At 72.8% G+C, this 11930-nt stretch carries 10 protein-coding genes and 1 pseudogene; 7 read left to right on the top strand and 4 right to left on the bottom strand.

All coding sequences use genetic code 11. The features are described from left to right. From C7C46_RS34860 to C7C46_RS08215, 3 genes and pseudogenes are all read right to left on the bottom strand, one after another. Window positions 1–364, bottom strand: a pseudogene (locus C7C46_RS34860) (hypothetical protein); the annotation flags it as partial. A gap of 160 nt (window positions 365–524) precedes the next feature. Continuing rightward, entirely contained in the window at window positions 525–1196 is a 672-nt protein-coding gene (locus C7C46_RS08220; RefSeq protein WP_110667293.1) for a Tat pathway signal sequence domain protein, read from the bottom strand. Between the two features lie 142 nt (window positions 1197–1338). Then, window positions 1339–2265: a hypothetical protein gene (locus C7C46_RS08215; protein ID WP_146259014.1), complete on the bottom strand. Its 927-nt coding sequence runs from the start codon at window positions 2263–2265 to the stop codon at window positions 1339–1341. 279 nt (window positions 2266–2544) lie between these two features. Here C7C46_RS08215 and C7C46_RS08210 point away from each other — a divergent pair, with 279 nt between their 5' ends. The 5 genes from C7C46_RS08210 (at window position 2545) to glmS (ending at window position 6966) form a co-directional block, all read left to right on the top strand. Further along, complete coding sequence (locus tag C7C46_RS08210) at window positions 2545–3264, top strand: TetR/AcrR family transcriptional regulator (protein ID WP_245984292.1); 720 nt, start codon at window positions 2545–2547, stop codon at window positions 3262–3264. Between the two features lie 163 nt (window positions 3265–3427). Then, on the top strand, window positions 3428–4102 hold the full coding sequence (locus C7C46_RS08205; RefSeq protein ID WP_110667288.1) for a DUF6230 family protein: 675 nt from the start codon (window positions 3428–3430) through the stop codon (window positions 4100–4102). Window positions 4103–4104: 2 nt separating this feature from the next. After that, window positions 4105–4512: a DUF6114 domain-containing protein gene (locus C7C46_RS08200; protein WP_245984291.1), complete on the top strand. Its 408-nt coding sequence runs from the start codon at window positions 4105–4107 to the stop codon at window positions 4510–4512. 241 nt (window positions 4513–4753) lie between these two features. Next, window positions 4754–5050 carry a hypothetical protein gene (locus C7C46_RS08195; protein ID WP_110667286.1) on the top strand — a complete coding sequence of 99 codons (297 nt, stop codon included), beginning with the start codon at window positions 4754–4756 and terminating at the stop codon, window positions 5048–5050. An 89-nt stretch (window positions 5051–5139) separates the two neighbouring features. Next, window positions 5140–6966, top strand: coding sequence for a glutamine--fructose-6-phosphate transaminase (isomerizing) (gene glmS / locus C7C46_RS08190; protein WP_110667284.1), 1827 nt, complete (start codon window positions 5140–5142; stop codon window positions 6964–6966). An 18-nt stretch (window positions 6967–6984) separates the two neighbouring features. On the opposite strand, the gene C7C46_RS08185 is transcribed toward glmS, so the two are convergent. Further along, window positions 6985–8742 carry a glycoside hydrolase family 15 protein gene (locus C7C46_RS08185; RefSeq protein ID WP_110667282.1) on the bottom strand — a complete coding sequence of 586 codons (1758 nt, stop codon included), beginning with the start codon at window positions 8740–8742 and terminating at the stop codon, window positions 6985–6987. A gap of 145 nt (window positions 8743–8887) precedes the next feature. Here C7C46_RS08185 and C7C46_RS08180 point away from each other — a divergent pair, with 145 nt between their 5' ends. Together C7C46_RS08180 and C7C46_RS08175 are read left to right on the top strand one after the other, a co-directional pair. After that, complete coding sequence (locus C7C46_RS08180) at window positions 8888–9694, top strand: SAM-dependent methyltransferase (protein WP_110667281.1); 807 nt, start codon at window positions 8888–8890, stop codon at window positions 9692–9694. Continuing rightward, the gene (locus C7C46_RS08175; RefSeq protein ID WP_245984290.1) at window positions 9691–11832 is read left to right on the top strand and encodes a putative bifunctional diguanylate cyclase/phosphodiesterase; all 2142 of its coding nucleotides are present in this window, start codon (window positions 9691–9693) and stop codon (window positions 11830–11832) included. The genes C7C46_RS08180 and C7C46_RS08175 overlap by 4 nt, the downstream gene beginning before the upstream one ends. Window positions 11833–11930: the final 98 nt, after the last annotated feature.

Below are 11930 nucleotides of genomic sequence, written 5' to 3'. Positions count from 1 at the left end.
CCGCGCTGCCCCCCCCGCCGTAGCCGTACCCGTCGGGCACGGCCCCCGCCGGGCCGACGTCGACCCGCTCCACCCGCCCGCTGTGCAGGTCGCAGGCGTAGATCCCGTTGGCGCTGCCGTCGCCCCCGCCGGGCACCAGGTTGGTGGCGGTGGAGTCGAAGACCACGGTGTGCCCGTCCGCGCTGATCGCGTCGGGGTAGGCGGCCCGGTCCGGCTGGGCGCCGCCGGGCGCCAGGCAGACCTGGGCCGGCCCGCCCTGCGGCGGCGCGGCCGCGGCCGGTACCGCGCCGGCCGCGGCCAGTGCGGCGGCGACGGTGGCGGTGCCGGCCGCGCGCAGCGCGGCGGCTCGATCGATCCTCTTCATGGGTTCCCCTCCCGTGGCGGCCGCCCCCGCGGCCGTTGACCCGGATACGAGCGCTCCCGAGCCAACCCGTGCCGACCCGAACTGTCAATCACCACCGACAGGTTCGGGCCGGAACGAGACCGGGCCGAGGCCGGGACCCAGCGGTCCCGGCGGGGCGGCGTCAGTTCACGAAGACCTTGGCACCCCCCTGGGTCGAGTCGGTGACCGGGCTGTAGGCGGCGGTGAAGTACCCGTTGGCGAAGCAGGTGCCGGGACCGCTGGTGAGCGTGAAGGTCTGGTTGGTGAAGCTGATCGACTGGGTGGTGTTGGAGGTGGTGCCGGACAGGCTGCCCGGACTGGCCTGGTACTTGCAGGTGACCGTGCCCAGCAGGGTGCGCAGCACCACGGTGGTCTGGATCGGGCCGGCGGTGCCCGGGCTGAGGGTGGCCGGGTTGCCGGCCGAGTCCGAGACGCTGTTGGTGTAGCTGAGGTTGTTCACCGTCAGGCTGTTCACGCCCAGCACGCCGGGCACGTTGACGGTGGAGCAGTTGCCGAAGGTCTGGCTGGTGAGGGTCTCCACCGCGGTGCCGGGCGCGGTCGGGTTGCTGACCACGGTGGCGCTGAAGGCGGAGGAGGAGCACTTGACCCCGGTGCCGCCGGCGGCGGTGGAGTACATGGTGGCGATGGTGCCGGACGACAGCGAGGCGGTCAGCACGTCGCCGACCGCGACGGCGGAGCCGCCGGCGCTGCCGACGGTGAGCACCGCGGGCGAGGCCGCCGAGGCGGGCAGGGCGGGCAGCACGGTGAGGGCGGCGGCGGCCAGGGCCGCGCCGGCGAACAGGCGATTGCGCACGGGAGTTCCTCTGTTCTCGGTGAGGGTGGGGGCGCCCTGTGGGGAGGGCGCGGGTCCGCCGGGCGAGCGGCGGACCGGTCTCGGGGGGCCGGTCGGTGGCCGGCGGGTGGGGCCGCGCGGTCCGGGGCCGGCGGCCGGCGGATCAGTGGCCGGCGGAGGCGCCCAGCGCGCCGGAGAGGTCGGCCAGGTCGGTGTCCAGCGCGAGCGAGGTGTCGGTCTGCTGGAAGCTGACCGAGCCGTGCCCGGCCCCGGCGGGCAGTCCCATGGCCAGGTTGATGATCCAGTCCAGGCTGCCGCCCAGGCCGCACCCGGTGGCACCCGGCACCGTGAAGGTGTTGTCCACCAGCCTCGCGCCGCTGAACGAGGCCACCACGGCGCCGAACCCGTTCGGGTCGGGGGTGACCGCGATGGTGCCCGGATCGCCGGTCATCGGCTTGGCGGGCGGCGGCGGGGCGGTGGTGCCGGTGGTCGGGCGCAGCACGATCGGCGCGGAGTTCGAGCCGAGGTAGCAGTGGTCGCCGAAGAGCGCGTTGTACAGGTGCAGCTTGACCGGAAGCTTGAAGACGGGGTACGACTCGCCGGCCGCCAACGGGGTGAAGTCCGTTACCGGACCGGCGAGTTCTACCTTGGCGAAGACGCTCGTCAGGCCCGGCAGGAAGTTGATGATGCCGGGGATGGTGATTTGCGCGGGCTGCGCGTCCAGCAGCGGGGCGCCGACCGGGGCGACGGTCGTGTACTGGTTGGCGGTGCTGCCGTCGGGGAAGGTCACCTGCGGGGCGGACTTGTCCCAGTAGACCCCGAAGCGCAGGGTGATCGGCGAGGTGAGCGGCACCGTGGTGGTCCCGATGGTGAAACTCCCCGCCCTGGTCACCGAGACCACGCAGCCGACCTGCAGGTCGCTCGGGTCGGTCAGGGCGGGCGAGCTCAGCGGGCAGCTGCCCATTCCGGTGTATCCGCCGCCGGGGAGGCCGGCGGCCTGGGCCGGCATCGCGGCGGCGAGCAGTGCGGCGCTTGCGGCAGTTGCCAGAACAGCGGCAACTCGACTGCGGGAACGGTAGGTTCGAGTCATGGCAGGACTCCTAGGGACACGGTTGGGTGGACCGTGGAGCAGGCACGAGCCGCTCGGCGCCACGAGCGGTACGGCGCGGTGTGCTGGAGCTGGGGAACCGGCGGCTGCCACCGCCCGACGGCACTTCCCCTGCCACCGTGGGACCTTGGATCCCTGCCGGTGTCGAAGCGCCGAACGAATTGAAAACCTGGGAAGGTTCTAAACCTGGCCAACGCCAGCGTCAAGGGATGGTGCTGAACCTTGCGAATAAATCTTGAACCAGGCTTGATAGCAAGCGACTTGATCCTCCCGGGGGAGCGCAGTGGGCGCGACCCGGCGCGTTCGATCCGGCGCGGGCCCAGCCGGGTGCCGCCGGAGGTGGTGGCGGCCACCCAGCGCGACCGGTTGCTCGACGCGGTGGTCCGCACGGTGGCGGAGCTCGGCTACGCCGGTGCCCGGGTGAGCGACATCTGCCAGGCGGCCGGGGTGACCAGGCCGGTCTTCTACGATCAGTTCAGTGGCAAGGAGGAGGCCTTCCTGGCCGCGCACCGGCACGGGACCGCGGTGGTGATCCGCCGGATGGAGGAGGCGGTCGCCGGGCAGGCCGACTGGGTGGCGGGGGTGCACGCGGCGCTGCGGGTGCTGCTGGCGATCCTGGCCGAGGTTCCGGCCTTCGCCACCATGGCGGTGGTGGAGATCGACGCGGTGGGTCCGGCCGGGCGGCTGGTGCGCGAGCAACTGCGCCTGCGGCTGAGGCGGTTGTTCGTCGGATGCCCGAACCCGCCGGCCGGGCTGCCGATCGAGCTGCTGGTGGACGCGGCGGTGGGCGGCGTCTACGCCACCGTCTACCGCTACATCTCGGCCGGTCGGCACGCCGAACTCCCGGATTTGCTGAGGCCTTTGACGCACTTCGCGGTGGCTCCGTTCGTCGGCCCCGAGGAGGCGGTGCGTCGGCTGGAGCTGGCCGAGGCGGCGGGCGGCGGCTGGCGCAAGCCGGATCTGCCGTGCGCGAACGCTTGACCCCCCGACTACCGCGAGGTAACTTCCGAACAGTTGACCTGTTGTTGGACTGATCGTCAACTTCCCTGCCAGGAAGAGCAGTTGATCCAACTTCAGGGGCGCTGTCCGCGCCAGGACAAGGTGCCGCTCTGTCACAGGTCCCCCTCCCTCCCCTGGAGCAGCCATGGCCGAGTCCGTTGCCCCCACCCCCGGAACCCCCGGGACCCCCGAACCGGAGCCCTCCGGCGCCGAGGCGTCGAGCCGGCCGGGCCGCGGCCGGGTGCGGCTGCGTCGCGCCGCACTGATGGCCGTCCCCGCCTGCGTGGCGGGCGGCGTCCTGCTGACCCTCACCGCACAGGGCGTGCTGGCCAACCAGTTCCAGATCTCCGGCATGGCCTTCACGGTCACCGCGGACCGGCTGGACGGCACCGGCTTCGAGCAGTTCGGCGGTCTCGACAACATGATCGACAACAGCCCCAACGCCGGGAACACCGGCGGCCAGGTGCTGGTGGCGGTCTCCGCGATCAAGACGGCCAAGCTGACCAACCTGTGCCAGAGCGTCAACCTGGGCGGCACCAACCTGAAGATCACCGCCGGGAAGGCCGGTGCCCCGGTCACCGCCACCGACCTGACCACCGACTCCGACGTGCTCTCCGGCGACGCCTCCTTCGACCACATCGAGATCGGCGGGGACGCCTCCACCTTCGACAAGGCCGGCGTGCCGGGCCCGCCCGGGGTCTTCGGGCAGCAGGCCAACAGTGTGGTCATCGAGCACCTGCGGCAGGACAACTACGCCACCACCGCGGCCGCCTTCACCCTGCCTGGCCTGCACCTGAGCTTCAGCGACACGGGCTGCTGAGGGTGGCCGCGAGCACGGTGCCGCAGGCGCCGCGCCGCTCCTTCCGGCAGTGGCGCGGGGCCCGCCCGTTCTGGGGCGGGCTGCTGGTCACCCTGGCGGGGGCGGAGATCCTGGTCACCGAGAAGGCGCCGCTGCCGGTGCTGATGCACATCGGCCTGCAGGGGGTGGCCGGGTACCTGGTGCCCACGGTGCTGCTGCTGTGCGGGCTGCTGCTGCTCTTCAGTCCGGCGCAGCGGTTGTTCTACTCGATCCTGGCCGTGCTGCTCACCCTGGCCAGCTGGTTGACCTCCAACCTCGGCGGCTTCCTGGTCGGGCTGCTGCTGGGCCTGGTCGGCAGCAGCCTGGCCTTCGGCTGGCTGCCCGACCAGCCGGCCCGCCGCCGCCGACTGCGCCGAAGGCTCCCGGACTGACTGTTCGGGCAGCCGGTCAGGGCCGTCCGCCTGCCGCGGGCGGCCCTGACCGGTCGCGCGGCACCAGCGCGCAGGCGGTCGCCCCGGTCCCGCCGACGGCCCGCCCGGAAGGGAGCGGCACCGCGGCGCAGTCCGTTCGGCGGACCGGCAGCGCATTCGAGTGAGGTGGAACGGTCAACACCTGCCCGATTCCGGGCAGGATTCTTGGTTTTTTCGGACTGCCGACCTAGTCTCACTCTCTGTGGCCAGCCAGTCTCCCGTTCCACCCCAGCAGCAGCCGCTCTTCGCCGACCTGATCGCCCACCTGACCCGGACCAGCGTGCTGGGGCCCGGTGAGGCGGCGCGGGTGGTGGCGGAGGTGCTCGCGTACTTCTCGGAGACGGCCACCGAGTTCGTCCAGCGCCGGCACGCGGAACTGCAGGCGCGCGGACTGACCAACGAGCAGATCTTCACCCGGCTCGCGGTCGAGCTGCCCGCCCGGCGGGTGGCCGCGCCCGAGCTGTCGGCGCGCCAGCTACGGCGCATCGTCTACGGGTAGCGCGACCGCCGGGCCGACGGAGATGCGGGTCTCCGCGGTCCGCGCCGCGCCACCCCTCCCTTCGAAGCGGTCAGGAGCCTTCCCTCCCCATGTGCGGAATCGTCGCTTACATCGGTCCCAAGGACGCCACACCGTTCCTGCTCGAAGGCCTGCAGCGGCTGGAGTACCGCGGGTACGACTCGGCCGGGGTCGCGGTCACCGGCAAGGGCGCGGGCCTGAAGGTCCGCAAGACCAAGGGCCGCGTCGCGGACCTGGCCGCCACCGTCCCGGCCCGGTTCAAGGGCTCGACCGGCATCGGCCACACCCGCTGGGCCACCCATGGCGAGCCCAGCGACGCCAACGCCCACCCGCACCTGGACAACGCCGGCCGGTTCGCGGTGGTGCACAACGGCATCATCGAGAACGCCGACCAGCTGCGCACCCGGCTGACCGCCGAGGGCGCCGTCTTCAGCTCGGAGACCGACACCGAGGTGCTGGTCCACCTGATCGCCGCGCACAGCGGCGAGGGTGTGGAGCTGGAGGAGGCGGTGCGGGCCGCGCTCAAGCTGGTGGTCGGCACCTACGGCATCGCGGTGCTGGACGCCGAGCAGCCGGACCGGATCGTGGTGGCCCGCAACGGCAGCCCGATCGTGCTGGGCCTGGGCGAGAAGGAGATGTTCGCCGCCTCCGACGTCGCCGCCCTGGTCCGCTACACCCGCCAGGTGGTGCACCTGGAGGACGGCGAGCTGGCCGTGGTGCGGGCCGACGGCTTCCGCACCTTCAGCGAGGACGCCCGCCCGACCACCCGTCAGCCCTCCACGGTGGACTGGGAGATCGACTCCTACGACACCGCGGGCCACGCGCACTTCCTCATCAAGGAGATCCACGAGCAGCCCTCGGCCGTGGAGCGCACCCTGAGCGGCCGGCTCGACGAGCGGTTCGCCACCGCCCACCTGGGCGGGCTCAACATGGACGCCCGGGAGCTGCGCGACATCCGCCGGGTGAAGATCATCGGCTGCGGCTCCGCCTACTACGCCGGCCAGATGGGCGCCCAGCTGATCGAGGAGCTGGCCCGGATCGCGGCCGACGCCGAGCCGGCCTCCGAGTTCCGCTACCGCAACCCGGTGATCGAGGCCGACACGCTGTACGTCGCGGTCAGCCAGTCCGGCGAGACCTACGACACGCTGGCCGCGGTCCAGGAGGTCAAGCGCAAGGGCGGCCGGGTGCTGGGCGTGGTCAACACGGTCGGCAGCGCGATCGCCCGGGCCTGCGACGGCGGCATCTACCTGCACGCCGGGCCGGAGATCTCGGTCGCCTCGACCAAGGCGTTCACCTCCACCGTGGTCGCCTTCGCCCTGCTGGCGCTGCACTTCGGGCGGATCAACGACCTCTCCCCGGCCGACGGGCGCCGGATCGTGGACGGCCTGAAGGCGCTGCCCGGGCAGATCCGCCAGATCCTGGAGCAGGAGAAGGAGATCGCCGAGCTGGCCGCCGAGTACGCCGAGTGCGAGGGCATGATGTTCATCGGCCGGGTGCGCGGCTACCCGGTGGCCCGGGAGGGCGCGCAGAAGCTCAAGGAGATCAGCTACGTGCACGCCGAGGCCTACCCCGCCTCGGAGCTGAAGCACGGTCCGCTGGCCCTGATCAGCCCCGAGCTGCCCACCGTGGCGCTGGTGCCGGACGACGAGCTGCTGGACAAGAACCTCACCACGCTCGGCGAGATCCGGGCCCGGGCGGGCCGGGTGCTGGCCATCGCGCACACCGCCCCGGACCCGAAGCTGGCCAACCACACGCTGCTGGTCCCGCGCAACGAGCCGGAGCTGGACCCGCTGCTGCTCAACATCCCGCTGCAGCTGTTCGCCTACCACGCCGCCGTCGCCCTGCAGCGCGACGTGGACAAGCCGCGCAACCTGGCCAAGTCGGTCACCGTCGAGTAGCCCGGCCCGCCGCGGCGTTCACGCTCCCGCCAGCGTGAACGCCGCGTTGACCAGCGCCACGTGGCTGAACGCCTGTGGAGTGTTGCCGAGCTGACGGCCCGTCATCGGCTCCCACTCCTCCGACAGCAGCCCCAGGTCGTTGCCCAGCCGGACGGTGCGGTCGAACAGCTCCGCCGCCTCGGTGCGGCGCCCGATCACGGCCAGCGCGTCCGCCAGCCAGAACGAGCAGGCGACGAAGGCCCCTTCGGCCCCCGGCAGGTCGTCCTGCCGGTAGCGCCGGACGAATCCGCCGTGGTCCAACTGCTCGCGCACCGCGAGCACGGTGCGCACCACCCGCGGATCGTCCGGCGGCAGGAACCCGGTCTTCGCCACGAAGAGCAGCGAGGCATCCAACTCCCGTCCACCGTAGTGCTGGACGAAGGCGCCGAGCCGCTCGTCGTAGCCGTGCGCCAGCACGTCCGCGTGCACCGCCGCGCGCAGCGCCCGCCAGCGGGCCACCGGCGCGGGCAGCCCGGTCGCCTCGGCCAGGCGGACCGCCCGGTCGGCGGCCACCCAGCACATCACCTTGGAGTGGACGAACTGCCGGCGCCGCCCGCGCACCTCCCACAGCCCCTCGTCCGGCTCGCGCCAGTGCTGCTCCAGATGGTCCATCAGGGCCCGCAGCAGGCCCCAGACCTGGCGCTCCATCGGCAGTCCGGCCGCGTAGGCCAGCTCCAGGGTGTCCACCACCTCGCCGTAGACGTCCAGCTGCAGCTGGCCCACGGCGGCGTTGCCGAACCGCACCGGCGCCGAGTCCCCGTACCCGGGCAGCCAGCCGGCCTCGGTCTCCGGCAGCCCGCGCTCGCCGGCCACCCCGTACACCGTCTGCAGGTCGCCCGGGTCGCCGGCGATGGCCCGCAGCAGCCAGCGCCGCCAGGCCGCCGCCTCGTCCCGGAAGCCGCCGCGCAGCAGCGCGGACAGGGTCATGGTGGAGTCGCGCAGCCAGCAGTACCGGTAGTCCCAGTTCCGCTCGCCGCCCAGCACCTCGGGCAGCGCGGCGGTGGGCGCGGCCACGATGCCGCCGGTGGGCGCGTAGGTCAGCGCCTTGAGGATTATCAGCGAGCGCAGCACCGCCGCCCGCCACGGGCCCCGGTAGCGGCAGCCGGCCGCCCACCGCTGCCAGCTCTCGGTGCTGCGGCGCAGCTCGCCCTCGGCGTCCACCCGGTGCGCGGTGGCGCGGTGCGAGGGCTGCCAGCTGAGTACGAACGGCACGCTCTCGCCCGCCTGCACGGTGAACTCCGAACGGGTGGCGCCGTCCTGGCCGTAGGTGTGCACCCCGGCGGGCACCCGCAGCCAGGCCGAGTCCGGTCCGGCCACCGCGATCCGGTGGTGGTCGGTGCGGCGCACCCAGGGCACGCTGCGGCCGTAGTTGAAGCGCAACCGCAGCTCACCGGCCATCGGCACCCGGCCGGACAGCCCGGTGACCAACCGGATCAGCAGCGGGTCGCCGACCCGCTGCGGCATGAAGTCGGTGACCTGCACCGATCCCTCCGGTCCGGTCCAGCGGGACTCCAGGACCAGGGTGGCCTCCCGGTACTCCCGGTGGACCTGGTAGCTTTCCGCCGCACCGGGGGCCAGCCGCCAGTGGCCGTGCCGCTGGTCGCCGAGCAGCGCGGCGAAGCAGCTGGGGGAGTCGAACCGGGGCAGGCAGAGCCAGTCGACCGACCCGTCCCGGGAGACCAGGGCGGCGGTCTGCAGGTCGCCGACCAGGGCGTAGTCCTCGATCCGTGCCGCCATGCCGCCATTGTCCGCTGGGCGGCGGTGCCCGGCAGATGGTGCGGGAACCGGGCGACGCGCTGCGCCCGGCGGTTGCGGTGGCAGTGGTTCCCGTAGGATGATCTTTGTGCCTCTTGTCTAAATCTGTGTCGGAAAGGGGTCCCTGATGCGGCGACCGTCGTGGGTGCCCGAGGGTATGGATCTTGACCGGCCGGCCGCGGCCCGGGTGTACGACTACTACCTGGGCGGCTCGCACAACTTCGCCGCCGACCGCGAGATGGCGCGCAAGGCGATCGAGCTCTGGCCCGACCTGCCGCTGATCATGCGGGCGAACCGCGCCTTCCTGCGCCGCGCGGTCACGTTCCTGGCCCAGCAGGGCTTCACCCGCTTCCTGGACATCGGCTCCGGCATCCCGACCTTCGGCGCGGTGCACGAGGTCGCCCGCGAGTTCCAGCCGGACAGCCGGGTGGTCTACGTGGACAAGGACCCGGTCGCGGTCGCCCACAGCCGCCTGCTGCTGGAGGACGACAAGGCCTGCGCCGTGGTGGACGCCGACCTCACCGACCCGCAGGACCTGCTGTCGCGCCCCGAGGTGGCCGAGCTGCTCGGGGCCGGGGAGCCGGTGGCGCTGCTGCTGGTGGCGGTGCTGCACTTCGTCACCGACGAGCAGGACCCGGAGGGCATCCTGGCCACGCTGCGCGACGCCCTGCCGCCGGGCAGCGCGCTGGCCATCTGCCACGCCTCGCTGGAGGGCCGCCCGGACCAGGCCGAGACCCACCAGGCGCTGTACCGGCGCACCCCCACGCCGATGAAGATGCGCTCGGCCGAGCGGATCAACCGGTTCTTCGAGGGCTTCGAGCTGGTCGAGCCGGGCGTGGTCTACCTGCCGCAGTGGCGTCCGGAGGAGCCGGCCGCGGTCGGCGAGCACCCGGAGCGCATGGTCGGACTGGTCGGCGTGGGACTGCTGCCGTGACCAGCCCCCTGCCGGCCGAGCAGCAGGGCAGTACCGACAGTGCGGGCCGGTCGATCCCCGACCCGGACCGCTGGAGCAGCCTGCTGCGCGGCAGCCAGGGCGCCGCGATGCACCCCGACGCGCTGCACCGGCTGGTCAGCCGGACCACCGAGCTGCTGCAGCTGGCCCAGGCCGAGGAGGACGCGCTGGACACCGGCGCGGCCGCCGAGGCCGGCGCGCTGCTGGTCGAGTCGCACTTCACCGACCCGGACCTGCTGGCCGGGGCGATCGGCCTGCTGCAGGCCGGCGGCCCGGGCCAGCTGCGCTGCGCCGAGCTGGCCGGCGCCTTCGCCGCGGGCTGGGCCGAGGCGCTGCGCGAGCGCACCCTGCAGGAGCAGGAGGCGATCCGGCTGGCCGCCGACACCGCCCGCCGCGAAGCCGAGCGGGCGCTGCGCGAGTCCGAGGCCCGGTTCCGGGCGCTGTTCGAGTCGGCGGCGATCGGGATCGGCATCGGCGACGTCGAGGGCAACATCCTGGCGGTCAACAAGGCGCTGCAGGACATCTTCGGCGCCCGCCCGGGCGACATGCAGGGCCGCCGGGTCAACGACCTGGTGCACCCCGAGGACTCGCCGGGCGTCTGGGAGGCCTACGAGGAGATGGTCTCGGGCAAGCGCGACCACTTCTCCCTCGACAAGCCGTACTACCGCCAGGACGGCGAGGTGGTGTGGACCCACCTGACCTGCTCGCTGATCCGCGACGACGACGGCACCCCGGTCTACCAGGTCGCGATGCTGGAGGACATCACCGACCGCTACCGGCTGCAGGAGCGGCTGCGCCACCAGGCCACCCACGACCCGCTGACCGGCCTGCCCAACCGCTCGGCCTTCTTCGAGCGGCTGGAGGCGGTCTTCGACTCGCCCGAGCCCGGCGCCCGGTTCGGCCTGTGCTACGTGGACCTGGACGGCTTCAAGGTGGTCAACGACAGCCTGGGCCACGAGATGGGCGACCAGCTGCTGGCCGCGGTGGCGCTGCGGCTGGAGTCGGCGCTGCGCCCGCTGGGCCACCTGGTGGCCCGGCTGGGCGGCGACGAGTTCGTGGTGCTGCTGGAGGACTGCCGCGGCGAGCAGGAGGCGGTGGCGGCGGCCAAGACGGTGCTGGCGGCGCTGGCCAAGCCGGTGCCGATCGACGGGCACCGGTTGGCGATCGGGGCCAGCATCGGGGTGCTGGAGCGGCCGGTGGCGGCCACCACGCCGATGGCCGCGGTGCGGGCCGCCGACCTGACCCTGTACCGGGCCAAGGAGGAGGGTCGCGGGCGATGGACCCTGTTCGACCCGCAGCGCAACGCCCGCTCGGTGAGCCGGTACGCGGTCTCGGTGCGGATGCCGGTGGCGCTGGACCGCGGCGAGTTCTTCATCGACTACCAGCCGCTGTGCCGGCTCTCCGACGGCTCGCTCTCCGCGGTCGAGGCGCTGGTGCGCTGGCGCCACCCGCAGCTGGGCGTGCTGGGCCCCGACGAGTTCATCGGCACCGCCGAGGAGACCGGCCTGATCATGCCGCTGGGCCGCTGGGTGCTGGAGCAGGCCTGTGGCCAGGCGGCCGACTGGGTAAGGCAGTTCGGCGACCGGGCGCCGCAGATAAACGTCAACCTGGCGGTCCGCCAGGTGCGCAACGCCGGGCTGGTCACCGACATCGACCGGATCCTGCGCTCGTGCGGGCTGGACCCGAGCCGGCTGCAGCTGGAGATCACCGAGAGCGCGGTGGTCGGCCCGAAGGACGAGTCGCTGCGGGCGCTGCACTCGCTGGTGGACATGGGCGTCTCGCTCGCGGTGGACGACTTCGGCACCGGCTGGTCCAACCTGGCCTACCTGCGCGACCTGCCGGTCTCCAGCCTGAAGATCGCCGGCTCCTTCGTCAGCGACCTCAAGGAGACCGGGCGCGAGCAGCAGTTGGGCTGGCGGATCGTCGGCGGCCTGGTCTCGCTGTCGCACAGTCTGGGCCTGACGGTGACCGCTGAGGGCGTGGAGAACGCCGACCACGCCACCCGGCTGCGGCAGATGGGCTGCGACCGGGCCCAGGGCTGGCACTTCGGGCGCCCGGCCCGGCCGGAGGAGATCGTCCGGCGGATCATGGAAGAGCATGACCTGAAACCGGACAAATAGCCACAAAGCTATTGACGTTCGGCTGACCCGGTGCGCATGATGAGAACCCAGGGGAGTGGGTGACCGGGGGTTCGGGGGGCCGGGGGCTCTGGTCGGGG

It is taken from the genome of Streptomyces tateyamensis (assembly GCF_003205575.1).
GTDB lineage: Bacteria > Actinomycetota > Actinomycetes > Streptomycetales > Streptomycetaceae > Kitasatospora > Kitasatospora tateyamensis.
The sequence above is the reverse complement of the archived record's forward strand: the minus strand, read 5'-3'. Positions and strand labels throughout refer to the sequence as shown.

Excerpts from the sequence above, each read along its gene's own strand:
- C7C46_RS08215 (WP_146259014.1), bottom strand. The coding sequence starts at position 2,265 with ATGACTCGAACCTACCGTTCCCGCAGTCGAGTTGCCGCTGTTCTGGCA.
- glmS (WP_110667284.1), top strand. The coding sequence starts at position 5,140 with ATGTGCGGAATCGTCGCTTACATCGGTCCCAAGGACGCCACACCGTTC.
- C7C46_RS08205 (WP_110667288.1), top strand. The coding sequence starts at position 3,428 with ATGGCCGAGTCCGTTGCCCCCACCCCCGGAACCCCCGGGACCCCCGAA.
- C7C46_RS08180 (WP_110667281.1), top strand. The coding sequence starts at position 8,888 with ATGCGGCGACCGTCGTGGGTGCCCGAGGGTATGGATCTTGACCGGCCG.
- C7C46_RS08185 (WP_110667282.1), bottom strand. The coding sequence starts at position 8,742 with ATGGCGGCACGGATCGAGGACTACGCCCTGGTCGGCGACCTGCAGACC.